Genomic DNA, 26,349 nt, shown 5'->3' with positions numbered 1-26,349 from the left:
TTCCTAGAAGCGTACGCAGGGTCAGTGAACTCGGCGCCGGCAACGCGTTTCAGTGAGCTAGTAAATGAAGAACTTCGTGCCCTTATGGGGCGACGGGGTATGACGCAGCAACAGCTTGCTGAGGCATTGGGTATAAGTCAAAGTAGAGTCTCAAAGATGATTTTCAAGAACGAATCATCTCTATCTGTTTCTCACTTAGACATGGCATGTCACGCGTTGAAGGATGATCCTTCAGAGGTGCTGCGGCGAGCTGAGCGAGCTCTTGCTGCAGAACATAACTTGAGCCGGGCGTCCTTCGGGCTTGCCGCTAAGCATGATACTGGTGTCGACGCTGACATCAATGATGAAGACTACTTCTAAACTCTTCTAAGCCCATCTAAATATTTTCTTATAACCTCCCTGAAGGCGGTGAGCCCCCGCATGGCCTATGACCCATATCAGCACGCAGATCAGCTGGGGCTTACCGTGCACTATGGCAACCCTGGCACCGGGCTTCTAGGGCTTTACATTCATAGAAGCCGCGCTATCATCCTGCGTGCCGGCCTATCAGCCCGCGTAGAACGCTGCGCCCTAGCCCACGAGATTGTCCACGCCGAATACGAGGACGAACCGACCAGCGACGGCGCATGGTCAGCCAAACGTGAGGCCAGGTGCGACCTTATCGCAGCAGAACGCCTCATCAACCGCGAGACTCTGCTCAGCACAGCGAGCGCGTATGAAGATATGGGGGAGTGGGCGGCCGCCCTGGTGGTTACTGGTTGGATTCTAGGGGCTTATCTGGCTGCTCACCCGCTGCCGTTGAAGCATGGCCCCATGGCTCAGCAGAACCATCAGCCCGGCTTCATCCTGTCCTCCTAAGTGGATAACTGGTGAGCGCTGAAGACCCTTCATGGAACGAAACAAAGCCCCGGAGCTGATGAAGTGCCGGGGCTGTTTTCGAATAAAACCAGGGAGATACCTGGGAATGGCGATTTTAATCGTATCTTTTAACCATGACCCAAGACTCACTCTTCGAACTCCCAAAAGAGTTGCACCCAGCAATCAAGCTGTACCCCAAGGATTACGCCAAGACAAGACAAGATGCCAGGGTCCTTATTCTTGTCAAAGCCAGGCCTGAGCCTTCAACGCAATATGGCGATACTGTTTGCGTTGCTGGAATACGTGTAGATCAAGAGGAATACTCTTGGGTTCGTTTGTATCCTATTCCTTTTAGGAGCCTTGAACACTATAAGCAATTCAAGAAATACACCTTTATCAACGTCCCGATTATCCCAGCTAAGGATGACTTCCGATCAGAAAGCTTCAGGCCAGACCGCGAAAAGCTACACATCGAATCAGACCTTCCAATTAAAAAGGTGTCTGAGAGGATGCGGTATATCGAGCCACTGATTAGTGACCTCAGCATGTGCGAAATCCTCGCCATTGGACGCAGTAAAAACGCTGAAAAGATGTACCCCTCCCTTGCGGTTATTAGGCCCCGAGAAATCAAGGGTCTGGATATCAAACCGTTTAAGGGCTGGACAGAAAAGCAGCGTAACGCCATCAACAACAGCGCTACTCAAGGCGACCTGATGGATATGCTCAATGGCGAGCCCGAGAAAGTCATGCTGGAAGAGCCACGCTTCGAGGTGCATCTCCGATATCTCTGTGAAAGCCGCTCCTGTAAAGAACACTCGCAGCTCTTCCTAGACTGGGAACTCGAAGCATTCACTCGCAGGTGTAATGATTTATCTGATTCGGAAGCCGTGCAGTCCATTCGGGAGCGATGGAATAACGTTCTGGATAGCGACAAAAAGCCTTTGCTTTATGTGGGCAACCAGCTCAAGGCAGCACTTGCCTACAGTGTGTTAGGTGTCCAAAGGAGCGTATAGGTCTACGTGTACTGGCGCGCGAATACCCCGTGCGACAGTTCATTTATGACAACATCACGATGGCAGCATTTAGTATTCGCTTCAAAGCACAATAGACCAACGTTGCCGTTCAGCATTAGCGAGCGCACCTCATCCAAGGCATCCTGAGCGTTATCGTTTCGCAGCAACTCTTCAAAGCGGTGCCTTGCGTCAGACCATGCCGCGGTGTAAGGAGAAGCAAAACCTTCACGGTTGTCTTTTGGATTGCCAAGGGCTGGCAGATGAACGTAACCCATTCCATTGGCTTCAATAGCTTCACGTAGTTTAGTTTTTGATAACCCCTTCTTGCGTGAAATTGGCGTTAGTCGCACATCAACCAGCGTCAAAATTTCGTATGTTTTAAGAGTTGATATGAGTTCTTCTGCAGTCTTGCCCTCATAGCCGAAACCGTAAATCTTGTATTCAGTCATAGGTTTTACCTTACTCGCTGGCTATCACCCAGGTATGCCTTTATAGATTCTTATAATCAGAAAGAACGTGGGATTGTTCGCACCTTCTCAATATTCTTAAAGCTGTACTTTAAAGAAGCCTCAGCACTCCGAGCGAGTACCGGGACTTCATTTGCCCGCCTGTGGGTCTATATGCCTGATGGGGCTACCTTGATGCCGGAAGGGATCCACTCAATCTTGAGAGAGGAAGATAGGGCGCCAGTGGAAGGTCAGTGGGTGGATTCTAGGCGCTTATCTGGCTGCCCACCCTCTGCCACTGAAGTATAACCGTGTGCGCCAGCAGAACGGCTTGCCTGGCGCCGTCCTATCCTGCTAGCCAGCGAGCGCAAAAGACCTTTCATGGAGCAAAACAAAGCCCCGGCGCTGATGAAGTGCCGGGGTCGTTCTTATGTAATCATTCTTAGGTCTACCTGTGATGTGAACTATATTTAGGGTGTATACAAGTTTCCCCCAGCTTCTATGGAGCACCCCTATGCGTAAAGTATTTATCCCTCTCGCCGTTGCCGCTCTGGCTCTCACTGCCTGCGGTTCATCCGATGAATCTTCAACTGATACCCCTATAGCTGAGCAAAGCAGTTCCCAAGGGCAGTCCACGGCTCACACAGGTGTTGCTAACTGGGAAGGCTCAGATGAGCTTGGGACGTCCTATGTGGTAACTACGGGCGTAGATGCACCTTCAGGTGTGGACGAGGCTCGTGAGCTCATGGGAGCTTCGGGTCCGCAGTTGAGCTATGTCGCTGTGACTGTAGATAACAGGCAGGGGAGCGCGCCTGCATCGGTCGGTCAGGTTTCATTTACGGATCCTGATGGCAATCTCGTTCAATACTCAACACTCAGCAACTTCTTGAACTACCAAGAGGCAGCAGAAGAGCTGAGCGTCGATGCATCTAATCGAGTGATTTAAGTTCATAATGCTTTTACTGCCGATGAGTATCAGGTTGCGGTAGGTCAGAAAAAGACCGTCATTCTTGCCAGTGAAGGTAAGGTCCCGGAGCAGGTTACCAATGCGGCAGTCAATGGTATGACCGTGCTAGTGCCAACAGATAAAACCGCAGAAACCGACAAGGCCACTGGCGCACCAGAGCCAACAGAACCGGTCGGCAGTAATGAGGCTCTGGCAGACCTGCGAGGAACCACACTCAAGGGGAACGACATCCGCTTTGGCATCTACAACCCCAACTATCAAAAAGAGCTGAATGCTGAAATGCCAGAAGCTCTCAACGGTGCATGGGGTGCCCTGTGCTCAGTGGCCGCAACTGAAGAGCAGCTCAATGAAACTGGGGCTCTGACCAATGGGGGCCACGTCTGGCGATCAATGAACTACGCGCTACCTGAAGCCGGCGTACCTGGATTAGACAAAGAAGCCAGCTACAAAGCTTACGAGGCAGAAGCGAGAGTGGAAGGTGGAGACGAGAAATACGTGCTCGTGCACTCCGTTGACCCTGCTGCAGCAACAAAAACCACCACCGCTACCGTCGGTCAATACGTTGGGACTGCTGAGCTTCTGAACGCCGTAGAAGTACAGTAGCCCAATCACTCCAGATACAAAAGCCCCGGCACCCAAAAGTGTCGGGGTTTCTTGTGCTGTAAAGTAGGCGAGCTGCATTGGGTTAATCGTAAAGTTAACTTTGTTGCCCCAAATGAGGGGAAGCATTTCACACATACGAGGTTAACAATGAAGTACGAACCAGATTTATTCAGGCCGGGACCTGCAGATAAGCCACCTGTGCAGGTGGGTTCTTATCTGAGCCAGGCTGAAACTGCGATTAAGAAAGCTAGCAAAACGCCTTCCAAGGGGTGGCTTGTCGGTGCGTGGATTCTTGGAATCATTGGCGTGCTTGCCTTTCTTCAAGGCGGTTTTTTGTATCTTCCAGTAGCTTGGTTCTGTTTTTGGTACTACGACCGAGGCAACTCGGTTTACAGAAAAGCAATTTCCCCTCTCCCATACACTCCTAGGACTAAACCATGACTTCAAGCTACTACGAATCTGACCAGGTCTCACCCGCAATGGTGGCATCCCACTTCACTTCACAGAACCGTGGGAAAAATAAGGTCATTCTGGCAATGGCAGAAGAGATCGTAACCCTCAATCAGGAGCTAGAGCGGGTAAGAGGTCATAACCAGCATCTTCAGGTCTTCATGGATTCACATGGTGGGGCTGAAGTATGGGAAAAAGACCAAGCAGTTGCCAAGGTGCAGGGGCATGTCGACACTCTTGAAAAATACAAAAAGACCTTACTTGACCAGACGCCGAAACTTGAAAATGAGCATGTAACCCTCATGCTCGGGCTAGAAGATTTCGCTCACCCGGCAAGCTCCTATACCGAACTCAGCACCGAATTGCGTCAAATCCGTAATGAACTGAAAACTATGGCATCCAGCGGTGAAGCTGTAACCGCTTTCGAGAGCGAGCCGCTGCCCACTGCAGCGGGTAAAGCAAAGCAACTTAAAAAGAATATCGCACGCCTCGCACTTCGATGCTTCAACGCAGAAGCAGAAAATATCATCAAGGCCGTTACTGCCAAAAATGTGCAAGCGAGCGCAGATAAAATCGGAAAGGCTGCGGATGCTATTTCGCGTCTTACTAAGCCTTTGGATATTTCGATTGGTTTTGAGTATCAGTACCTCAAGGGTCGTGAGCTTGAGCTTGCGGGTCAGGTTGAGCAGGCTCGTGAGATTGAGCGCGAAGAGCAGCGGGCGATGCGTGAGGCGATGCGTGAGCAGGCGCAGGCTGAGGCAGAGCTAGAGGCTAAGAAGCGTGCCCTTCTGAAGGAGCGTAAGCATTTTGAGAATGTGCTTGCTCGGATTCAGTCGACTGGTGATGCTGAACGTGTTGCTGAGATTCAGGCTGAGCTTGATCAGATTGATGCTGGTATTGCTGATGTGGATTACCGTAAAGCTAATACGCGGGCAGGCTATGTGTATGTGATTTCCAATGTGGGGTCTTTCGGTGAGCGTATGGTCAAGATTGGTATGACCCGGCGACTTGACCCGATGGACCGCGTCAGGGAACTTGGGGATGCTTCGGTGCCCTTTGGGTTTGATGTTCACGCGCTGTTCTTTACCGAAGATGCATTGGATGTTGAGCGTCAGTTGCATGAGGCTTTTGCTCAGCAGCGGGTAAACCGTGTTAACCTGCGCCGTGAATTCTTCTATGCAACACCGGCTGAAGTTCATGAAGCCTTGGACGGAATTGCTGGTGACGTCCTTGAATTTAACGAAGAGGCGGAAGCAAAGCAGTATTACACGAGCTTGCAGATAGCCAAGGAAGATGCCTAAGAGATAACGAAAGCCCCGGCATTGGTGAAGTGCCGGGGCTGTTTTGTGCGCAATGACCACCAATCAACCCACAAGGCTCTACACTTAAGTAACCCCGCACACAACGACCATGGAGAATACCGTGAAGAAAACACTCGCCCTCACCGCTGCAGCCGCCCTCATGCTGGGACTTACCGCATGCGGCGCATCCGAAGACAGCAATACTGGTTCACCGGCTGCTCAAGCTGAAACCTCATCCGCCCCTGCTGTAGAGAAAGCCCCCTCACTCGATGGAACCTGGAAGCAGACCAACTCCGAATCTGAAGACTCCTACCAAGAAGCCACCATCGAAGGTGACACCATCACCGTCAACTGGATTTCCAACAACGGTGACACCAAGTCCCTGTACTGGGTAGGCACCTTCGAGGCCCCAGCAACCACCGCAAAAACCACCATCACCTCACAAGGCGACACCGAGCAAATGAGCACGGCCATGATGGCATCCAGCAGCGAGACCAAAGACTTCACCTACGAAGATGAAGAACTCTCCTACGAACTCACCGCCCTAGGCACAACCACCACCGTCCGCATGGAAAAGCAAGACTAACCCACCGCCCCCAGCGACGGCACACCGGCCAACCGCACAAAAAGCCCCGGCACTCTTCAATGAGTGCCGGGGCTAATACCTATTTCAAAAATCTAGAGCCAGCTGGGACGGTGCATTAACCGGTACCAGAATTTCTGAAATCCATTCATACTTTCGTAGCGTTCAACTTCAGCGATTCGAGCGTCTAGGCTTTCAATGATTTCTTGATTATGCTTGTACTCCTCAAGAGCACGCTCTCTATGAAACTTCAAGGCTTCTTCAATTTGCTGACGCTGTTCATCAATATTATTGAGACTATCTTGCAGAGTCTGTTGTACCTGGGTCATCTTTCACCCTCCCATCTGTATCTCTATCCTCTAATACCAGCAAGTGTTTAGCAACCTTTACCAATATATCCTGATGCTTTTTCATAGCGTAATAGCGTGAAGTTAGAGACTCCAAAGTATCTGCTTGCTTCGTCCCAGCTGCGATGATGCTATGTTCAAAGTCGGCTTTTTCAAGATCATGAATGAGTTTTTCCAAAGTATCGTTAAAGGTATCTCGCTTGCTTAGGACAGATTGAGTTGTTTCTGCCAAAGCTTCGTAGTTGTCCAATCCTGACAAGAGGGCCTTGAGTACAACTTCCATCTTGCGTTCTCTATCCTGAGCAATTTCTTGCTTCTTGGCTGAGAGGGTCTTGGCTGTTGCTAGATCTTCTGGATGTAAGGTGTTGCTCTTCGCAAAGTTATCGATGAACCTTCCGGCTGCGATAGATGTCAAAGTGGGGTCCCCGGTGTAGTTCTGTGCAGCCCAGTTGATGCGGTCTTTGAAGTCAGAGCGCACAGCCTCCCGAGCCCGTGACTGGTTGGTGCGCCAGGCAATATAAGCTGCAATGGATGCAGCAAAAACTGCAAGTGCGTTGGTGTTCCGTGAAACGTCACCAAGGAGCTGCCATTGTTCTACAGGCAGAACGATTATGGAAGTGAAGAACCATGCAATGATTCGTGCTGCCACGTAGAACATGACGATAAACCACAAGACCACGCCTAAGAGGTACAGCTTTCCCTTTTTTCGAGTGGCCATCTCTACCGGTTACTCCTGGACAACCCTGTAGACCTCGCCCTCCAGATTTAGGACTAGACGCTTCGGGAGAGCAACACGCACCCCCTCCGCGGTGTCCACCTGATAGAACCATTCGAAAGGTACGCCTGTTGCATCAGAAATAGATTTGACGATGTCCTCACCTGGCGAGCGCTGCCCTTTTTCGTAGCGGTTGAGGCTGTTGAGTGATACCCCTGTTGCTTCTGCGAGTTCGCTTTGAGTCATGCCGACATGTTCGCGTGCTTTGCGGAGTCGGTCTTGGAAGGTCCAGGCGGGTGTATTCATGTGTTCTATTGTATCGCTTGGGTGATTTTTTGCCACCATTTTAGCTTTACGGCTTTATTTTCACCTGTTATATGTGTATCGTGTTTAGTAATGGGTGATTATTCACCCACTCAGGAAGTTATTTTCTCTTTACGTCTTTTGAATCCTGGCTACACATCTTGCAAATGAGCAGCGAACACAAATAGACGCCTGGATAGACCCGCTGGAGCTGGGTCATTTGAGATAGGGCCATTACCGGGATTGGCATACAAAGGAATCATTCACTGGGTAGCTCCCTGGGTTTGATGCATACGACAAGACTGCCTTGATCTTTCTGTAGGGAAGAAATAAGGGGTCTCATTGTCGTATCACCAGGAGGCTCTGGTGCTCAAAACCTCGGGTTTCTTTTGGAGGATGGGATTACAAAACCCCCGCGTAGCGCAGCCTCTAGCCTCTTCCTGCGCAGCAGGCTAACCAACCCAAACACCCGCTCAGCAGAGATCAGCAATGAAGCTAATCCAGAACAGCAGCAGCCAAAGAATCAGCATCCCCAGCCAAGTGCCCATAAGTATTCACCGTGGTAGTAATTGACTCATGACCAAGCCTCGCCTGAATCACCGGCAAAGGAACACCCCTAGCAATCAGCCTAGAAGCATGAGTATGCCTTAAATCGTGAATCCTAGGCTTAGCCCCCAGCTGCCCAGAAATCTCTTTCATCAGTGGCATCCACACACTCAGATGAAAATAGGAATTACTCAGATGCAACCCGGACGGCCGAGTGAACATCAAATCACCTGTAGCGGCATCACCACGGGCACCCAGTAGCGCATCACCAAGCAACAAAGGGAGCGTCACCGTGCGTCTAGAGCGCTTAGTCTTCGGCGGGCCAATATATTCACCATCATCACCACGACGCCAAGCCCGCGTCACTCTCAACGCCACCCGGCCATCACGCTGCTCCACATCCTGCCAGCGAAGCGCCGTCGCCTCACCATAGCGCAAACCAGCATTCTCCAAGAACTCCACAAAAAGACGCCACCGCTGGGGGAGCGCGCTATAGATAATGCTCATTTGAGCCTCAGAGAGAAAAACCGGCTCAAAAGTGCTCACCTCATCAGCAGCACGCATACCCAGAGCCACATTCTCAGAGATCAGCCCATCAGCAATCGCCGTCTTAAGAGCAGCAGAAAGAATAGCGTGAACATTCTTCTTAGACTTCGCAGCAATCGTCATGCCATTGAACCAGCGAGCCACCTCAGCACGCGTCAACCTATCCACCGGTATGGCGCCCAGCACCGGGTAAATATGAATATTCGCCTGACCCCGATAAGTACGCCGGGTGCCAGAAGAAGCGGCCGTCAGCGTCTCAATATGCTCAGATACCACCTGCTGCACCGTAGGAGCGGTAGAGCTCATGCGTGAGGCGGCTTCAGCAGCCATAGAGAAAGACTGCCCATTAGCATCCAAGAAGTCCTTGAGCATCTTCGCATCAGCCTCAGAAACTAAAGAGCGCGAGGTCTACTTACCCGTATCAGAATCACGCCACAGCACCGCCCAAGTGAAAGTGCCATCCTTGCGAACCCGTTTTCTAATGCTTGCCATGATTAAAGTATGGGTTCCGTGTCAACAAAAAACACCCTCCTGTCAACAGGAAGGTGTTTGATGTTTGCCTGACTAGGCGTTTTATTGTGCCCAAGGTGGGACTTGAACCCACACTCCTAAGAACCGCATTTTGAGTGCGGCGCGTCTGCCAATTCCGCCACTTGGGCTTGCTCTTGAGAGCACTTCTACTGTACACAAGCCTGCTCAGAAAAGCGAATTGGAGTGGACTGTGGCAAGGTTCAGCACTCAATCACCCTTCTAAGACGGAATATTAAACATACAATTAGAACGGTAGTACGCACCGTCACCCGCATAAAGAAGCGCATTGAGTTCGGTTCGTGCGAAAATAAAGACACAGAGTTAAACTTGTGACGCTGAATTGACTAAAGGAGCCACGGGAATGTCAGAGCAGACCCCCCTAGAATCCGAGAACCACGATCAGCAGCCGGCACGCACCGTCGTTGTAGCTGAAGACGAAGCGCTCATTCGCCTGGATATCGTAGAAATTCTCAAAGACCAGGGGTTTGAAGTGCTTGCTGAGACCGATAACGGCAAAACCGCGGTTGAACTAGCAGAAAAGCACCGCCCAGATCTAGTGCTGATGGACGTCAAAATGCCCATCATGGACGGGATTGAAGCTGCCGGTCTCATCAATGAGAAGGAGCTAGCACCCGTAGTTTTGCTGACCGCGTTTAGCCAAAAAGAACTGGTAGATCGAGCAACCGAGGCCGGCGCCATGGCTTATGTAGTCAAGCCCTTCTCACCCAACGACCTCATTCCCGCTATTGAAGTTGCCATGAGCCGTTACGAGCAGCTTCGTGCGCTCAAGAGCGAAGTCAGCTCCATCAAGGAACAGTTTGAAACCCGCAAGCTGGTTGACCGCGCCAAGGCGCTACTCATTACTAAGATGGGATTGAGCGAACCCGAAGCTTTCCGTTGGATTCAGAAAACTTCAATGGACCGCAGGCTCTCAATGCGTGAGGTCGCCGAGACCATCGTCAAACAGGTTCAATAAAAACCGTCCACATAAGACCGCGCAAAAGACCCGCTGATTCCAATATCAGCGGGTCTTTACTCGATATTTCGGTTAAAGTTCTTCGCGGCCCTTCTGAGAGCCATTAATTCCCCAAAGGGCGAGGGCTGCACTAACGGTGACTGCTGCCCACCAGAGGCCACCTTCGGCAATTGCTAGGGTCGTCACGATGATGGTGATGACTAAAAAGATATTGCCCAGCATCTTACGAGTTGAAGGTTTCACTGAACTTCCTAAAAGTGAACGGTAGTTACCTGACCACTTTACCGTGCAGCCCAGGCCTTGGAATACACCGCAGAAATGAACTAAACCCCGCTCCTTAGTCTCTAAAGAACGGGGTTCAGCGTGTATTTTTTAGGCCTGAACTGAAGCGGGCTTCTCAGCTACTTCATCAGTGTCAAGGTCCTTGTCAGCCCCGAAGGCCCGAGCAAAGCGTTCGGTGAGGCTTGCAATTGCGCCGTCACCGGTGACATTTGTTGCGGTTCCGAAGGAGTCCTGGGCCAGGTAAAGAGCAATCATCAGCGCGATCATCGCGTCATCGAAACCAAGCATGGACTGTAGCAGACCGATAGCGGTCATGACAGCACCACCGGGGACGCCGGGAGCTGCCACCATCATAATGCCTAATACGAGGACCACGGGAATCATATCCAGGAAGGACAGCGAGCCCGTGGTCATGTAGATAACCGCTACCGCGCAGGAGGTAATAGTAATCATGGAGCCTGAAAGGTGGATGGTGGCGCACAGAGGGATCGCGAAGTCCACAATTCTGCCCTTAATACCCACCTTTTTCGCTGAGTCAACGGTGACTGGGATAGTAGCTGCTGAGGACTGGGTACCAATAGCGGTGAAGTAGGCAGGGAGCATTCCCTTGAGCATACTGAAAGGGTTACGCTTACTGACTGCACCTGCAACGGAATACTGAATAGTCAACATGACCCAGTGCAGAATGATGACCATGATAAAGACCTTGCCAAAGACAGCCAGAATCTGACCGACCTGACCTGCCAGAGTCATGTTGGCAAAAACTCCCACAATGTGGACCGGTAGCAGAGGAATGATGACGTGGCCCAGCAGCTTCTCAATGATGATTTGGAAGTCCTGGAAGAGCTCCAGCATATTCTTGGTTTTTAGCGCGGTCAGGCCCAGACCCAGAATGAAGGCAAGAATGAGGGCACTCATCACCGACATGATGGGGTCAAGAGTGAACTCAAGATAACCCGAAGACAGCGACTCTTCAGGGTTCTCAAAAACTGTCAGCTGCTGACCCTTTAGGATTATGGGGTAGATAAAGTGAGCTACGGTCACGGCGAGGAAACCAGCGGCAATGCTCGAGAGGTAGGCGAGGCCCACTGTCGTGCCAAGAAGCTTGCCCGCTCCCTTAGCTAAAGAGCCAATACCGGGAACGATAAAACCGATAATAATGAGAGGAATAGCGAAGCTGAGGAAGGCGCTGAAAATCGTGGAGAACGACACGAATAGCTGAACCACTAGGTCTGTGGGGATACTGCTACCAAAGGCGCTGTTGAGGCCATCGATAAGGCCAGGGGTAAAGGCGCCGATGAGAATACCGCTAGCGATTGCAACGATAATCCACACCAGCAGAGGGATCTTCTTCATGGTTCCTCACGGGTTGGTGTTGGGTGCGTGTGTGCACGATGGTTTAGAAGTTTCAGTTTAGGCACATTGCCCTGTTAAAGGGCACCTCAGAGTGTTTTTTAGGTCTATTCGTGGGTGGTATCACGCCTATTATTTTCCATACTGAGAAATGCTGGGCTAGATACCGGGAACAGGGCCATCCGGTGCTAGGTGAGAGCTCACCTCTCACTGACCTTGGAGCTAGCGGTGAGGTGCGTCAATAATCTGGTTGGTGATGCGTGCAGTGCTAATGACCCTGCCCGATTCATCGGTGATCTCCACACTGTGTACGCACACCGTTTTGCCTAGCTTGAGGGAACGGCATACTCCGGTTACCACTCCTCGGGACGCCGAGCGCAGGTGGGTGATATTGAGATCAACACCCACTGCCACCTTGCCTTGCTCTGCTACCGAAAGAAAAGCAGCAACAGAACCTAAGGTTTCTGCTAAGGCGGCTGTAGCCCCTCCGTGCAGCAATCCTATTACTTGGGTATTGCCTTCTACCAGCATCGTTGCTACAGAATATTCTGGTGAAAGGTGCTGGAATTTTATACCCAGCTTTTCAGTGAGACCGTCGAGCCTTAGGCCAGCAAAATACGTGTGGTAGTGGGGTGGGATGCCGGCGGTCGTTAGCTCGGCTAGTCTTTGATGAGTGATATGGGGTTCAGAAGTAGCCATGAGAATCCTTAGAGAGAGGTCGGTTGGTAGAGGGGTGCCAAGGGGAGCGCACCCTCATCAGAGGGTTGCAGACAGGGGTAGAGCAGCCCGGTAGGATGGGTATGTGACTAACTCTAGCGAAACTCCAGCCCAGCCCCATCAAAAATTAATGATCATTGACGGGCATTCTCTTGCCTTTCGCTCCTTCTACGGGGCGCCGGTGGATGTCTTTGTCAACGCTGAAGGGCAGCATACGAACGCTGTCTATGGCTTTTTATCGACCCTCTTGAGCCTCATTAAAAGCGAGCAACCCACCCATATTATTGCTGCTTTCGATCTCTCAGGCGGCACCTTCCGCACCGAGCAGTACGGAGAATACAAGGGCGGCCGTAATGAGACGCCGCCTGAATTTTTGGGGCAGATTGAGCTGATTCAGAAAGTTCTAACCGCCCTGAACATTCCAGCTGTTACCCTGGAGAACTACGAAGCAGATGACATCGTGGCCACTTATACTCGCCAGGCCCGGGAGGCCGGTTTTGAGGTTGCAATTGTTTCAGGCGATAGGGACGCTTTTCAGCTGGTGACCGATACCGTAACGGTTCTCTACCCCGTCACCACCGGGCCCTCTAAAGGCATTAAGTACATGACGCCGGCAGCCGTTGAGGAGAAATATAAGGTTGCACCTCACCTCTACCCCGATTTAGCAGCGCTGACGGGGGAGCAAGCCGATAACCTTCCCGGCGTCCCCGGAGTGGGCCCCGGCTTTGCCGCAAAATGGATTAACGAGTACGGCAATCTTGACGGTGTGTTAGAAAACGCCGAAAAAATCAAGGGTAAAAAGGGTGAGGCACTGCGGGAGCATGTTGAGGATGTGCTGCGCAACCGTCGACTGAACCGCTTAGTTGATGACCTTGAACTTCAGACCACGCTAGCTGATGCTGACCACTATGGTCCTGAAGCTGAAAAATTAGAAGAACTCTTCAACTACCTAGAGTTTAACTCTATTCGCAAGCGAGTGGCTGAGGTTTTTGCTACTCAGCAGGAAGCCGTGCCGGCTACAGAGATGAGCGTAGAGAACTGCCAGCTGATTGACTCCGCCCCTCAGCTTTTGGAGTTCCTGAACGGGGCGGCCGCTAGCATTGAAGCTGTAGAGCGCACGATTCCCGTTCCGGAGCGTCTAGAGTCAGCTGTTACTCTTCTGCCGGTTATTGATGAAGATTCTCCTGATCATGGGTTTGCTCATGAAAAGAGTATTCACGGTCTAGTCTTGCTGGCTGGAGCTCGTGTGGCTTACGTTGACTTTGGTTCTCTAACCAATGACCTGAAACAAGCGCTCATTACCTGGCTTGAAGATTCAACTGCCACCAAAACTATCTTTGACCTAAAACAGCACTTTAAGTCTCTTTCTGCATACGGCTATACCCCAAACGGTGTCATCGAAGACCCTGTGCTTTCTTCTTACGTCTGCGGTTACATTCCTGCGGCTAAGCAGCGCACCTTTAACGGTATGCTCGCTGAGCTCAGTGACCGTTATCTGGGGCTCAGCCTTCCGCAACCCCAGCAGGCACCAGCTCAGGGTGAGCTATTTGCTGTAGAGCCTGTGGTTGACCTTGAGCACTATGGGTTGGTGGCACGCTACATCCAAGAACTTGCTTACGTCTTACATGCTGATCTGGTGGCCAAGGAGCAGCTCGCTCTCTACGAGAACATTGAATTGCCTATGGCAAGCGTCCTTGCTCGCATGGAAATCCTTGGCATTGCTCTTGATAGTAATAACGTATCCGAGCTCAAGGACTACTACGGTCAGCATGTTGAAAGTGCTACTGAGGCTGCCTATTCGGTACTGGGTCACGAGGTTAACCTCAGCTCACCCAAACAGTTGCAGGGGGTCCTCTTTGAAGAGTTGGGGCTGCCCACCACTCGTAAGTTGAAGAGCGGTTACTCAACGGATGCTGATTCGCTGCAGGGTATTTTGGGTCAGGTGAACGAGGAGACCGCCGGTGCCAAGTTCCTGGTACAACTGCAGACCTACCGGGATTACCTTAAACTTAAGCAGACAGTTGAAGGTTTGCAGAAGGCGACTGCGGCTGACGGACGCATCCACACCACTTTCCAGCAGAACGTGGCAGCGACCGGTCGTCTTTCGTCCACAGACCCTAACCTGCAGAACATCCCCATCCGCACGGAGGAAGGCCGCAAGATCCGTGATGCTTTCGTGGTTGCACCGGGGCCGATTGACGGGCATGAGTACTCAACCCTGCTGACCGCCGACTACTCTCAGATTGAAATGCGCATCATGGTGCACCTTTCGGGGGACGAAAGCCTCATCGAGGCCTACCTTGACGGTGAAGATTTGCACCGCTTCGTTGGTTCGGAGGTATTCGGTGTCGAGCCAGAAGATGTCACCTCTGAGATGCGTTCTAAGGTAAAGGCGATGTCCTATGGTCTTGCTTACGGTCTTTCACCCTTCGGATTGTCTAAGCAGTTAGGTATTTCGGTGGATGAGGCAACCAGCCTACGCACCAACTACTTCAAGCGCTTCGGCAAGGTTGGTAAATTCTTACGTACCGTGGTCAAAGAAGCGCATAACAATGGCTACACCCAGACCATGTTCGGACGCCGCCGCTACCTGCCTGATTTGGGCAGCTCAAACCGCCAGCGTCGTGACGCTGCCGAGCGAGCCGCTCTCAACTCGCCCATTCAGGGCACCGCTGCAGACATCATCAAGATCGCCATGATTCGCGTTGATGAACGCCTTCGGGCTGAGGGTCTCATGTCACGTATGCTTTTGCAGATCCACGACGAACTTATTATCGAAGTTGCCCACGGTGAAGAGGCGGCAGCCGAGAAGGTGCTGACTGAAGAGATGAGTCAGGCAGCTGATTTGCGTGTGCCGCTGGACGTGCAGGTGGGCTGGGGACGTACCTGGCACGAGGCTGGGCATTAGCATAAGCGCTGTTCAATTTCCCGCTAATCCAGCACTGTTCCCGGAGCTAACTAATCTGCACCCCAGTTACTAGTTCTAAGATTAAATGTCTAGCGCTTTGTGAACCTAAGCGCCCAACTAAGATGAACATCACCCGCTAACTGGGGCTTAAAGGGGTGGGCGCCACGGTCAAAAACGTTGACCTGCACCGTGACGCCGCCTAGACTAGAGTATGTGGCTGAACTGTGCCCTGCGCACAGTTTATCTGCACGCATTTTGTCCATATCAACGCTCAGTACAGAGAACCACCCGGCCTCTTACCTCACGGTCAGCACAGCTAGCTCGTGAAAATGTAAGAAACCGACTGCACTGACCTAGAATCCTATCCATATTGGAGCCCTTTACTTTATGAGCACCAACGTTCCCCAGGTTGCAATCAACGACATCGGCACTGAAGAGGACTTCCTCGCAGCAGTTGATGCAACCATCAAATACTTCAACGACGGCGATCTCGTTTCAGGCGAAGTTGTCAAGGTTGACCACGATGAGGTCCTGCTCGACATCGGTTACAAGACCGAAGGTGTCATCCCCTCACGTGAACTTTCCATCAAGCACGACGTAGATCCTGACGAAGTTGTTTCCGTTGGTGACACCGTTGAAGCTCTTGTTCTCACCAAAGAGGACAAGGAAGGCCGTCTGATTCTCTCCAAGAAGCGCGCACAGTACGAGCGCGCCTGGGGTGATATCGAGAAGGTCAAGGAAGAAGACGGCGTCGTTACCGGTACCGTCATTGAGGTTGTCAAGGGTGGTCTTATCCTCGACATCGGCCTCCGCGGCTTCCTCCCCGCATCACTCGTTGAAATGCGTCGCGTTCGTGACCTGGCACCCTACATCGGCCAGGAAATCGAAGCGAAGATCATCGAACTCGACAAGAACCGCAACAACGTTGTTCTGTCACGCCGTGCATGGCTCGAGCAGACCCAGTCAGAGGTTCGCTCAACCTTCCTCAACCAGCTCGAAAAGGGCCAGGTTCGTACCGGCGTTGTATCCTCCATCGTTAACTTCGGTGCTTTCGTTGACCTCGGTGGCGTTGACGGTCTCGTCCACGTTTCCGAACTGTCATGGAAGCACATCGACCACCCCTCAGAGGTTGTCGAAGTTGGCGACGAAGTAACCGTAGAGGTACTCGAAGTTGACCTGGATCGCGAGCGCGTTTCACTGTCACTGAAGGCTACCCAGGAAGATCCTTGGCAGGCATTTGCCCGCACCCACGCACTGGGTCAGGTTGTTCCCGGTAAGGTTACCAAGCTCGTTCCCTTCGGCGCATTCGTTCGCGTTGAAGACGGCATCGAAGGCCTGGTTCACATCTCCGAACTCGCAGTTCGCCACGTGGACCTCGCAGAGCAGGTTGTCTCAGTTAACGACGAACTCTTCGTCAAGGTTATCGACATCGACCTGGACCGCCGCCGTATCTCCCTGTCACTGAAGCAGGCAAACGAAGGTGTTGACCCCGAGTCAACCGACTTCGATCCCGCTCTCTACGGCATGGCTGCAGAATACGACGACGAGGGTAACTACAAGTACCCCGAGGGCTTCGATCCCGAGACCAACGAATGGCTCGAAGGCTTTGAAGCACAGCGCGCTACCTGGGAACAGGAATACGCTGACGCTCAGGCTCGCTGGGAATCACACAAGGTTCAGGTTGCTAAGGCAGCTGAGGCTGATGCAGAAGCAGCTACTGCTGCACCCGCGTCATCATCTTCTTCAGCTCCCGCTGAAGCAGCACCCACCTCATACTCATCTGAGAAGCCTGCCGAAACCGGCACCCTGGCTTCCGATGAGGCACTTGCGGAACTGCGTAAGAAGCTGACCGGCAACTAATCCTCTGCAGGATGAGAGCTTTAGGCTAGAAAGGGGCCCTTCCACTACGGTGGAAGGGCCCCTTTGGGTAGAGCCCAACTTCTCTCGGGGTGCTCAGCCCCAATAAGGTAGCCATAATCACCCTCCTGTCGGGTTATAGTTAACACTGTTTCCAGTGCTTGTTAACCTTTAGTTAACCTATTGGCAAGAGTATTAACAGGGCTCATTTAGAGCTTTAAGACAAGATGTATCCCACTGTGAGGGGGACTCGTGAATTCCAACGTGGATTCCGGTTCAAAACTTGCAACCCCTGCGTTGCAACGAGACACCACTGATAAGTGGTGGCACCTGGCCTTCGGCGGCATCATGGCCGTCTCTTTGACACTTTTTACTATCTGGTCACTGAGTTATGTTGACCAGTCCTCCCACACTATGGTGCTGATGGCGGCGGTGTTCTTGGGGCTCTTTATGGCCTTCAACATCGGTGGTAACGATGTGGCTAACTCCTTTGGTACCAGCGTCGGTGCAGGCACCCTAACCATCAAACAGGCTCTACTCATTGCAGCCGTGTTTGAGGTTTCAGGTGCTGTGATTGCAGGTGGGTCAGTGACCGATACCGTGCGAAGCGGTATCGTCGATCTTGACGCTATTGACCTTGATCCTATGCAGTTTGTCTACATCATGATGGCTGCTCTCTTGGGTGCTGCTATCTGGTTGCTGGTTGCTACCCGTATGGGCTGGCCTGTTTCGACAACTCACTCCATTATTGGCGGTATTGTTGGTGCAGCTCTCATGACCGGTTTTACTACCGGTACCGGCGGCTGGGATATGGTCAAGTGGAGCGCTATCGGTCAGATTGTTGTGTCATGGGTTCTATCGCCCCTGCTGGGTGGTTTTTTCGCTTGGCTCCTTTTCGGGTGGATTAAAAAGTACATCTTGGGCTATAACGAGAAGGCTGATGCAGCCCTGCTTGAAATCAAAAAGAACGTTGATGAGCAACGCTCTATCGAGGACCACGATGGTTTCCAGCGCATCACTGACCTTCAGCAGGACGCTTACATCAATGCCATGTCCAGCAAAAAGAAGTTCAAGCTGAAGAGGCTGGACCCTGAGGCTGTTGAAACCGAGTACTACCGTCAAATCCACAAAATTGATGTGAAGGCAAAGCGCAAGGACTCACACCGTGCTCTTGAGATTTATGTACCCCTTCTTGCCGCATTCGGGGCTGTGGTCATCTCAGCAATGATGCTCTTCAAGGGTTTGGACAATCTCAACCTCGGTATCACAACCGCAGGGAACATCATGATTATGACCATGATTGGTATTCTCGTCTGGGTCAGCGTTACCGTTTTTGCTCGCAGCCTGCAGAAGCAGGAACTATCGCGCGCAACTTTCATTATTTTTGCTTGGCTCCAGGTTTTCACCGCAGCCGCTTTCGCCTTCAGCCACGGGGCTAACGATATCGCAAACGCTATCGGCCCCTTCGTTGCAATTCTGGATGTCCTCAGGACCGACTCCATCGGTGATGAAGCCGTGGTACCCCTGCCCGCACTTATTACCTTCGGTATAGCTCTTATCGTCGGTCTTTGGTTCGTTGGCCGTAGAGTTATTGCTACTGTTGGCCACGGTCTGACCAAGATGCACCCCTCCTCAGGTTTCGCTGCTGAGCTTGCTGCAGCCGGGGTCGTAATGACCGCTTCGGTACTTGGCCTGCCGGTTTCATCAACCCACATTCTGATCGGTGCGGTTCTGGGTGTCGGTATGGTGAATAAGAGCGCTAACTGGAAGCTGATGCGGCCCATCGCTCTTGCCTGGGTTATTACCCTGCCAATTTCGGCGGCTATTGGTGCCGGTGGCGTGCTAGCTATTACCGCTATCTTCTCTTAGTCCCACTGATACAAAGTCCGGGTGCCCTCCTTGAGCAGGGCACCCGGACTTTTATGCTCTTATCCCACGGGGAGGCGGGTTGACCGAGCGGTATCTAGCTGAGATCCACCCAGCTACTGCCACGCCAGTGGATGGTGGTGCTGCCGGCGGTGAGTGAAGCAAGTTGTTCTTCGGTAGTTGTGCGGGTGGCATCTTGGTCGAAGACACCTAAGGTGAGGCGTGCGCCATCAGCAAGGTAGTCGGTGCCCAACACTGTGTAGCCCAGTGAACGCAGGTCATTTTCCAACCTGCCCGCCTCGTGATGACCAATTTCAAGGGTGCCTAAGCGCAGGCGTTCTCTGGGGGTCATGGGTGCCGCGTCGAGCACCTGCACTACGGCCTCTGTGTAGGCGCGTACTAGCCCGCCAGCCCCTAGTTTGATGCCGCCGAAGTAGCGCACTACCACTGCGACAATATCCGATAGGTCGGTTGTCTCAGCACCGTCCCTTCCCTCGGTACGGCGTGCTAGCAGAGCCTGGAGCATGGGGATGCCGGCGGTTCCGGCAGGTTCGCCGTCGTCTGAGGAACGCTGGACGTCGCGGTCAGCGCCAATAACGAAAGCTGAGCAGACGTGTCGAGCATCGTGGTAGCGTTTGCGGACAGATTCAATAAATGCCCGTGCTTCTTGCTCGCTCTCAACTCTCTGGACGAAACCAACGAACTCGGATCGTTTAATCTCAAGCAGAGATTGAACGGGAGCTTGGGTAGCCAGTACGGTATAGCGATTAGCTCGTGTTTCTTGCGTCATGCTCTCTATCTTAGTTTCTTATGACGCACATGAGCTGAGTAAGGGGGAGTAGGCTAGGTGCACATAAAGGAGGCAGAATGAAACGTATTGGTCTGACCGGTGGAATCGGGTCTGGTAAGTCTACGGTAGCTGAGATGTTGGCTGAGCGAGGAGCGGTCATTATCGATGCTGACGCTATCAGCAGAGAATTGATGGAGCCCGGTTCCGATGTATTGAACGAAACAGTCAGGTCTTTTGGCTCGGCGATTCTGACTGCTGACGGCAGGTTGGATCGGGCAGCACTAGCTTCGGTCATCTTCGAGAATGAAGCTAAGAGGAAGGAGCTGAACAGTATCGTTCATCCGGCGGTTCGATCTGAAGCTGAACGGCAAGCTGCTACGGCTCAAGCTGACCCAGGATTCAGCGGAGTCCTCATCGAAGATATCCCTCTTTTGGTAGAGACGGGCCAAGCGCAGCGGTTTGACGGAGTTGTTGTGGTAGAGACAGCTTTAGCTGAGAGACTTCGACGTTTGGTGGATCAGCGGGGTATGAACAGAGCAGATGCTCTGGCGCGTATTCAAGCCCAGGCAAGTGATCAAGAAAGAAGAGAAATTGCCACCTGGCTAGTGGACAACTCTCACAGCCTTGAGGAAACCAGAAGGCAGGTTGAGACTGTTTACGGCCAGATTCTTGAAATGCAAGATACGGTTAAGCACATATCATTACGTTCTGAAGAAATGGATAAAGCCTAAGCTGACTAGCAGAATCAGGCAGTCCGTGGACGCTGGGGAGGGGCTGAGCTGAGAGCTCGGGTGGCTATCGAGTTTTGTCCCACCTATTATTAATAGGTTGCCTCCAAAGGGGCGGCTCTTACGCGACTGGTGGATAGAGGTCGCGAAGAGAATAGATCATCCACAGGGTAACCCCCGTGCTCAACAAAATACACGATGCTTTGGGGCTGCGAACTAGCCCCTCGATTTTCTTTGGATCCGCAGGTTTCATTCTGCTCTTTACCGCACTGATGGTAGTGTTTCCCACCGCCATGTCTGATGGTTTTGGGGCGATATCTACCTTCATCATTACTTACCTGGGCTGGATTTACGTCCTGGGTAATGCCATCTTCTTTATCTTTCTCATTTATATAGCTATGAGCAGGTTTGGAAGAATCAAGCTAGGGCCGGATGACGCTGAGCCTGCTTACTCAGGTCTAACCTGGTTCGGTATGCTCTTTGCTGCTGGTGTTGGTGCCGTACTCCTCTTCTGGGGAGCTGCCGAACCCCTTTCGCATTACGCTAATCCTCCCTACGATGGCGTAGAGCCTCTGAGCGATCAAGCGGCACTCGAGGCCTTAGCCATATCTAACTTCCACATCGGTCTGTTCATGTGGGTTATCTTGACCGTCCCGGGTTTGGCGTTTGGTTACTTTACCTACAAACGTAAGCTGCCACCGCGCATCTCGTCGATCTTCCAGCCACTTTTGGGTGAACGTATCCACGGCCCGATTGGTAAAACCATTGATTGCATTAGCATTGTTTCAACGGTTTTTGGTATCGCCGTTTCCGTGGGCTTTGGCGCCCTCCAGATTAACTCTGGTGTAGACATTATGTACGGTGTGCCCTTTGGCGGCTACATCCAGGCGGGTATCATCGCAGTCCTCACCGCAGCGGGCGTTACCTCGGTGCTGATGGGGATGGATAAGGGCGTTAAGCGTTTGTCCTACATCAATATTTTGCTCGCCATTGCATTGATGATTTTTATTTTGATGACCGGGTCAACCCGCTTCGTTACCATGGGCACGATCGAGTCCGCCGGCTACTTCGCTCAGAAGCTGCCCGAAATGATGTTCTTCAATGAGACTTTCTCAGATAGCGGCTGGCTGGGAAGCTGGACTGTATTCTACTGGGCCTGGACCGTGACATGGGCACCCTTTGTCGGCCTCTTTATAGCCAAAATTTCACAGGGTCGCACCATCCGTCAGTTCGTGGTGGGTGTTCTGGCTGGTCCTTCGGTGTTCACCATGATGTGGATCGGTGTCTTTGGCATGAGCGCCTTTGATATCGAACGAAACAGGGGCGGACACCTCGTGGAGACCGTCGTCGAAGAAGGGGATATTCCCGCCGCTCTCTTTGAGTTCCTCGGCTTCTTCCCCTGGTTCCCGGTGATTGCAGCACTCACCCTGCTAGTAATTACTATCTTCTTTATCACCTCCATCGACTCAGCCGCTCTAGTGATGGACGCTATTGCTAATGGGCACGAAGACCCGGCACCTAAGAAGCAGGGAGTTTTCTGGGCCGTTTCAATCGGCGCCGTATCTGCATCCATCCTCGTGGCCGCAGGAGACGATGGTTTGCAGGCTTTGCAAAACGTCATTATCGTGGTCGGCTTCCCCGTATGGATCCTAGGTTTCTTGCAGATATGGATGCTGGTGCGTGCACTGCGCGAGGATGCCGGCGAACTCCCTCCCATGCGCACTCGCCAGTGGAAGCAAGTCATCCCCATTGAGGAGTACCACCGCCGCGCTCAAGAGGACTTCTCTTCGATTGAAGAAGTGACGATGCGCCCCGAATATGAGGTAGGCACCGAACCCGAGTTCGAAGGTTTGGTACCTAACACCGGTCAGATTCCCGTGGTCACTGCTGAAGATATTGCCTCTGATGCAGCTGCCAAGAAAATGTCCGATGTACCTGCTGAACTGCAGGGCACGCACACCGCGGTAGTGACCGGTTCACCTGATGCAGTAAAGCTCAATCCTACGCAGAGTGAAAAGTAACTCTGATCTAACCTTCGGGTATTATGCGCCCTGCCTTTCAGTTTGAAAGGCAGGGCGTTTTCTCGTAGAGCAGGTGGAGGAAAATTAGTACACCTGTTCTAGGGTTTTTTGAGCGCTGAGGGTAGGGTAGAGGTATGAGTCTTGCGCAAGAAATCAAACGAGTAGTGGCCCCTTTCGAGGTTATTTCTGAGTACCAGCCGGCGGGCGATCAGCCCAAAGCTATTGCTGAGCTCACTGAGCGGGTCAATAACGGTGAGAAAGACATTGTGCTGATGGGAGCCACCGGTACGGGTAAGTCAGCAACTTCAGCCTGGCTCATCGAGGCCGTTCAGCGGCCTACCCTGGTCATGGTACAGAATAAGACGCTAGCCGCCCAGCTAGCCAATGAACTGCGAGAGCTCCTACCCAATAACGCGGTGGAGTATTTCGTCTCCTACTACGACTACTATCAGCCCGAAGCCTACGTGCCTCAGACCGATACCTTTATTGAAAAAGACTCGTCCATCAATGAGGAAGTTGAGCGCCTTCGCCACTCAGCGACCAACTCTCTACTGACCCGCCGTGACACCATCGTAGTGGCAACCGTGTCCTGTATCTACGGTTTGGGAACCCCTGAAGAGTATGTGGCTCAGATGGTTACCCTACGCCAAGGGGAAGAGATGGACCGGGATGCGTTACTGCGCCAATTTGTTGCCATGCAGTACGTCCGTAACGATATGGACTTTCATCGCGGCACCTTCCGCGTACGCGGAGATACCGTTGAAATCATTCCCATGTACGAAGAAAATGCGATTCGAATTGAGTTCTTCGGCGATGAAATTGAGGCTATTTACACTCTGCACCCGCTGACCGGAAATGTAATCCGTGAAGAAACCGAGATGTATGTCTTTCCTGCCTCCCACTATGTTGCCGGTGCTGAGCGTATGGCGCGAGCCATCCGGTCCATTGAGAATGAGCTACGAGACCGTCTAGCCGAGCTAGAATCCCAAAACAAGCTGCTAGAAGCCCAACGCTTGCGTATGCGTACCCAGTATGACCTTGAGATGATGGAACAGATGGGCTTCTGCAACGGTATCGAGAACTACTCCAGTCATATTGACGGCCGTGCTAAGGGGACTGCCCCGCACTGTCTCTTGGATTATTTCCCCGATGACTTTTTGCTCATTGTGGACGAATCCCACGTCACCATTCCCCAGATTGGTGCCATGTACGAGGGCGATATGAGCCGCAAACGTACCTTAGTAGAACACGGTTTCCGCCTGCCTTCAGCCATGGATAACCGGCCGCTGAAGTGGGAGGAATTCTTACAGCGCATCGGGCAGACCGTTTACCTTTCGGCAACACCGGGTAAGTACGAACTCTCGCAAGCTGATGGCTTTGTTGAGCAGATTATTCGCCCCACCGGTCTGATTGACCCTGAGATTGTGGTCAAGCCTACCCAGGGGCAGATTGATGATCTGTTAGAAGAAATCCGGCTCCGCGTTGACCGTGATGAGCGTGTTCTGATTACCACTTTGACCAAGCGAATGGCAGAAGACCTGACTGATTACTTGCTGGAGCACGGGGTCAAGGTGCAGTACCTCCACTCGGACGTCGATACCCTGCGGCGCGTTGAGCTACTCCGTGAGCTACGCATGGGTTCTTTCGACGTACTAGTGGGTATCAACCTGCTACGCGAAGGCTTGGACCTCCCCGAAGTATCCCTGGTTGCCATTTTGGACGCGGATAAGCAGGGCTTCTTGCGTTCCACTACCTCCCTGATTCAGACCATCGGACGAGCAGCTCGTAACGTGAGCGGCCAGGTGCACATGTACGCCGATAAAATGACGGATGCCATGCGTACAGCTATCGAGGAAACCAACCGCCGCCGTGACATCCAGAAGGCTTACAACCTCGAACACGGGATTGATCCTCAGCCCCTGCGCAAAAAAATTGCTGATATTACCGACACACTGACTCGGGAGCAAGAAGACACCGCTGAGCTACTGGCAGCCCGTAAGGCAGCCGGCGGCAAGCTGGCTCCGGTCAAGAAGGGCACCAAATACGCCGCGTCCTCACCTGAAGCTGAGGAGCTTTTTAAGAAAGCAGAACAGCGAGTGCGAGAGGACGGCCTAGCCGCAGCCCCCGCTGAGGACCTGCTCGATTTGATCGACCAAATGACCGCGCAAATGATGCAGGCTGCTGAGGAACTAAAGTTTGAGCTAGCGGGCCGACTTCGTGATGAGATTGGCGAATTGAAAAAAGAATTGCGCCAGATGCAGCAGGCAGGGCACGCTTAAATCCGATGAGCTCATCGGTAGGCTCAAGAGGGCGAAGGTACTATAATAGGGGAGTTTGCCCAGACCGCCTACACTGATGATTGAGAGTTCCATGAACCCAAGCGTTGCCCGACTGCCGGGAATGTCCCAGATTCTGCTCACTTTTGGGCTGAGTATCTGTAGCCTCTCAATTCTGCTACCAGCCTCCCCAGCCTGGGCCATCCACGGTGGTGCTGGGTCCCTTGGCGCTGGGATGACCAATGCGGTGCTGATGATCGTCACCGTGCTGACCCAGTTTATGGTTCCTGCTCTGACCCGGCGTTTTAGCTGGGCAAAGGTGCTACCAGCTGGCGCGCTCTTCATGGGTCTGCCCTCATTGCTTCAGGCAGTTAGCCCCTCACTGGTTAATGTATTGGTCAGCTCTGGTCTGCGGGGTGTTGGGTTCGGCATTCTTACGGTCTGCTGTGCCAGCGCCCTGTCCTACCTTATCCCTCTGGAATACCGGGGCAGAGCCGTTGGCCTCTATGGTCTGGCAGCAGCCGGTGCCCAGCTGATATTTACTCCCTTAGCGCCAGCTGCTCTCGATCTTTTTGGTTTCCGCCCGGTCATCATGGCTGGCGTGATTGCGGCCCTCGCCACTCCGTTCGCTGCTCAGTTGGGCGGCAAGGTAGACCGATACCTAGCGGAGCAGGTCACTACCTCAACTGGTTCTTCGCCGGCTGCAAGTACAGGGGAAATCTTGCGCCGCATTTGGCCTGCTCTGCTAACCCTAACCCTCATGACTAGTGTGGGTGGCGCCTTTTTGACCTTTTCTACCGAGATAGCACCAACCCCGGTTCTTGCTTCCGTTGCTCTACTGGCTCTTTGCGCCATGGCTACCCCAACCCGTCTGTGGGGCGGTTCGATTACGGACAGGTGGGGAACCCGCCGTTTGATGACCCCGGTCCTAGCCTTTGCCGCCGTGGGCACGGTGTTGGTAGGGCTGATGCAGGGAACCGGTGTAGGTCCGACCGTCCTGCTCATCGGCGGTGCGCTCATAATCGGTTTCGGTTACGGCTTCCTGCAGTCGGTCACCATGGTCCGCGCGCTCAACGACGCCGGCGGACCAGCAGAAACTCAACGCGCCTCAGTGGCATGGAACGCCTGTTTTGATGTCGGTACGGGTCTGGGTGCTCTTGCTATTGGAGCGCTCGCCCAGATAGCTACCTTTAGTGCTGCCTGGTTGCTGAGCGCTGCTGTTCTTGCCATCTTTGCGCTGGTGGTGGGTGTGCTTGATGCGAAAGGCTCACGGAGGTCAGCGGCGAGCTAGTTTACTCACAACTCCGTAAGGGATATTCCCTTGTTCTCATATGAGGTAAACTCAGACAACGAGCAAGGGAGATGA

24 protein-coding genes and 1 tRNA gene are annotated in these 26,349 nt (G+C 52.6%); 15 read left to right on the top strand and 10 right to left on the bottom strand.

From position 1 onward, the window contains the following. Positions 1 to 24: 24 nt before the first annotated feature. The 3 genes from ABD982_RS05805 (at position 25) to ABD982_RS05795 (ending at position 1,871) form a co-directional block, all read left to right on the top strand. Entirely contained in the window at positions 25 to 360 is a 336-nt protein-coding gene (locus tag ABD982_RS05805) for a helix-turn-helix domain-containing protein (protein ID WP_345445494.1), read from the top strand. A 60-nt stretch (positions 361 to 420) separates the two neighbouring features. After that, positions 421 to 858 (top strand): ImmA/IrrE family metallo-endopeptidase, encoded by a 438-nt coding sequence (locus ABD982_RS05800; RefSeq protein WP_345445492.1) that lies wholly within the window; start codon positions 421 to 423, stop codon positions 856 to 858. Between the two features lie 134 nt (positions 859 to 992). Beyond that, the gene (locus tag ABD982_RS05795; protein ID WP_345445490.1) at positions 993 to 1,871 is read left to right on the top strand and encodes a hypothetical protein; all 879 of its coding nucleotides are present in this window, start codon (positions 993 to 995) and stop codon (positions 1,869 to 1,871) included. A gap of 2 nt (positions 1,872 to 1,873) precedes the next feature. Here the strand turns inward: ABD982_RS05795 and ABD982_RS05790 are convergent, their stop codons facing one another. Then, a complete protein-coding gene (locus ABD982_RS05790) occupies positions 1,874 to 2,320 on the bottom strand; it encodes a DUF488 domain-containing protein (RefSeq protein WP_345445488.1) in 447 nt (148 codons plus the stop codon). Positions 2,321 to 2,831: 511 nt separating this feature from the next. On the opposite strand from ABD982_RS05790, the gene ABD982_RS05785 reads away from it, so the two are divergent. The 4 genes from ABD982_RS05785 to ABD982_RS05770 all read left to right on the top strand — a co-directional run bounded on the left by ABD982_RS05785 (position 2,832) and on the right by ABD982_RS05770 (position 6,224). Then, on the top strand, positions 2,832 to 3,263 hold the full coding sequence (locus tag ABD982_RS05785; protein ID WP_345445486.1) for a hypothetical protein: 432 nt from the start codon (positions 2,832 to 2,834) through the stop codon (positions 3,261 to 3,263). 129 nt (positions 3,264 to 3,392) lie between these two features. Next, positions 3,393 to 3,887: a hypothetical protein gene (locus ABD982_RS05780; protein ID WP_345445485.1), complete on the top strand. Its 495-nt coding sequence runs from the start codon at positions 3,393 to 3,395 to the stop codon at positions 3,885 to 3,887. Positions 3,888 to 4,324: 437 nt separating this feature from the next. Continuing rightward, positions 4,325 to 5,638 (top strand): SNIPE associated domain-containing protein, encoded by a 1,314-nt coding sequence (locus tag ABD982_RS05775; protein WP_345445484.1) that lies wholly within the window; start codon positions 4,325 to 4,327, stop codon positions 5,636 to 5,638. Positions 5,639 to 5,759: 121 nt separating this feature from the next. After that, a complete protein-coding gene (locus ABD982_RS05770; RefSeq protein WP_345445483.1) occupies positions 5,760 to 6,224 on the top strand; it encodes a hypothetical protein in 465 nt (154 codons plus the stop codon). Positions 6,225 to 6,316: 92 nt separating this feature from the next. Here ABD982_RS05770 and ABD982_RS05765 read toward each other — a convergent pair whose 3' ends face one another. The 5 genes from ABD982_RS05765 to ABD982_RS05745 all read right to left on the bottom strand — a co-directional run bounded on the left by ABD982_RS05765 (position 6,317) and on the right by ABD982_RS05745 (position 9,337). Beyond that, positions 6,317 to 6,550, bottom strand: coding sequence for a hypothetical protein (locus ABD982_RS05765; protein ID WP_345445481.1), 234 nt, complete (start codon positions 6,548 to 6,550; stop codon positions 6,317 to 6,319). Then, on the bottom strand, positions 6,519 to 7,286 hold the full coding sequence (locus tag ABD982_RS05760) for a hypothetical protein (protein ID WP_345445479.1): 768 nt from the start codon (positions 7,284 to 7,286) through the stop codon (positions 6,519 to 6,521). The genes ABD982_RS05765 and ABD982_RS05760 overlap by 32 nt, the downstream gene beginning before the upstream one ends. 9 nt (positions 7,287 to 7,295) lie before the next feature. Next, positions 7,296 to 7,589, bottom strand: coding sequence for a helix-turn-helix domain-containing protein (locus tag ABD982_RS05755; protein ID WP_345445478.1), 294 nt, complete (start codon positions 7,587 to 7,589; stop codon positions 7,296 to 7,298). A gap of 492 nt (positions 7,590 to 8,081) precedes the next feature. Continuing rightward, on the bottom strand, positions 8,082 to 9,050 hold the full coding sequence (locus ABD982_RS05750) for a tyrosine-type recombinase/integrase (protein ID WP_345445477.1): 969 nt from the start codon (positions 9,048 to 9,050) through the stop codon (positions 8,082 to 8,084). 207 nt (positions 9,051 to 9,257) lie between these two features. Continuing rightward, positions 9,258 to 9,337 (bottom strand) — tRNA-Leu (locus ABD982_RS05745). A gap of 233 nt (positions 9,338 to 9,570) precedes the next feature. Between ABD982_RS05745 and ABD982_RS05740 the strand changes: the two genes are divergently transcribed. Further along, the gene (locus ABD982_RS05740) at positions 9,571 to 10,185 is read left to right on the top strand and encodes an ANTAR domain-containing response regulator (protein ID WP_251379935.1); all 615 of its coding nucleotides are present in this window, start codon (positions 9,571 to 9,573) and stop codon (positions 10,183 to 10,185) included. 72 nt (positions 10,186 to 10,257) lie between these two features. Here the strand turns inward: ABD982_RS05740 and ABD982_RS05735 are convergent, their stop codons facing one another. From ABD982_RS05735 to ABD982_RS05725, 3 genes are all read right to left on the bottom strand, one after another. After that, the gene (locus ABD982_RS05735; protein WP_345445474.1) at positions 10,258 to 10,428 is read right to left on the bottom strand and encodes a hypothetical protein; all 171 of its coding nucleotides are present in this window, start codon (positions 10,426 to 10,428) and stop codon (positions 10,258 to 10,260) included. 129 nt (positions 10,429 to 10,557) lie between these two features. Next, positions 10,558 to 11,823, bottom strand: coding sequence for a dicarboxylate/amino acid:cation symporter (locus ABD982_RS05730; protein ID WP_345445472.1), 1,266 nt, complete (start codon positions 11,821 to 11,823; stop codon positions 10,558 to 10,560). 219 nt (positions 11,824 to 12,042) lie between these two features. Next, the gene (locus ABD982_RS05725) at positions 12,043 to 12,519 is read right to left on the bottom strand and encodes a PaaI family thioesterase (protein ID WP_345445470.1); all 477 of its coding nucleotides are present in this window, start codon (positions 12,517 to 12,519) and stop codon (positions 12,043 to 12,045) included. A 148-nt stretch (positions 12,520 to 12,667) separates the two neighbouring features. Here ABD982_RS05725 and polA point away from each other — a divergent pair, with 148 nt between their 5' ends. The 3 genes from polA to ABD982_RS05710 all read left to right on the top strand — a co-directional run bounded on the left by polA (position 12,668) and on the right by ABD982_RS05710 (position 19,171). Beyond that, positions 12,668 to 15,445, top strand: coding sequence for a DNA polymerase I (polA, locus tag ABD982_RS05720; RefSeq protein WP_345445785.1), 2,778 nt, complete (start codon positions 12,668 to 12,670; stop codon positions 15,443 to 15,445). Between the two features lie 387 nt (positions 15,446 to 15,832). Next, positions 15,833 to 17,305: a 30S ribosomal protein S1 gene (gene rpsA / locus ABD982_RS05715; protein ID WP_345445468.1), complete on the top strand. Its 1,473-nt coding sequence runs from the start codon at positions 15,833 to 15,835 to the stop codon at positions 17,303 to 17,305. Between the two features lie 261 nt (positions 17,306 to 17,566). Further along, positions 17,567 to 19,171: an inorganic phosphate transporter gene (locus ABD982_RS05710; protein WP_345445784.1), complete on the top strand. Its 1,605-nt coding sequence runs from the start codon at positions 17,567 to 17,569 to the stop codon at positions 19,169 to 19,171. Between the two features lie 94 nt (positions 19,172 to 19,265). Here ABD982_RS05710 and ABD982_RS05705 read toward each other — a convergent pair whose 3' ends face one another. Further along, positions 19,266 to 19,958, bottom strand: a complete 693-nt coding sequence (locus ABD982_RS05705; RefSeq protein ID WP_345445466.1) for an IMPACT family protein — start codon at positions 19,956 to 19,958, stop codon at positions 19,266 to 19,268. A gap of 77 nt (positions 19,959 to 20,035) precedes the next feature. On the opposite strand from ABD982_RS05705, the gene coaE reads away from it, so the two are divergent. The 4 genes from coaE (at position 20,036) to ABD982_RS05685 (ending at position 26,274) form a co-directional block, all read left to right on the top strand. Next, positions 20,036 to 20,689, top strand: coding sequence for a dephospho-CoA kinase (gene coaE / locus ABD982_RS05700; protein ID WP_345445464.1), 654 nt, complete (start codon positions 20,036 to 20,038; stop codon positions 20,687 to 20,689). Positions 20,690 to 20,865: 176 nt separating this feature from the next. Next, complete coding sequence (locus tag ABD982_RS05695) at positions 20,866 to 22,707, top strand: BCCT family transporter (protein WP_345445462.1); 1,842 nt, start codon at positions 20,866 to 20,868, stop codon at positions 22,705 to 22,707. A gap of 134 nt (positions 22,708 to 22,841) precedes the next feature. Continuing rightward, positions 22,842 to 24,986: an excinuclease ABC subunit UvrB gene (gene uvrB, locus ABD982_RS05690; protein ID WP_251379943.1), complete on the top strand. Its 2,145-nt coding sequence runs from the start codon at positions 22,842 to 22,844 to the stop codon at positions 24,984 to 24,986. Between the two features lie 91 nt (positions 24,987 to 25,077). Beyond that, positions 25,078 to 26,274, top strand: coding sequence for an MFS transporter (locus tag ABD982_RS05685; RefSeq protein ID WP_251379944.1), 1,197 nt, complete (start codon positions 25,078 to 25,080; stop codon positions 26,272 to 26,274). Positions 26,275 to 26,349: the final 75 nt, after the last annotated feature.

This window comes from Rothia endophytica (assembly GCF_039543885.1).
Classification (GTDB): Bacteria; Actinomycetota; Actinomycetes; order Actinomycetales; family Micrococcaceae; genus Rothia; species Rothia endophytica.
This window is presented reverse-complemented; position numbering and strand designations above follow the sequence as displayed.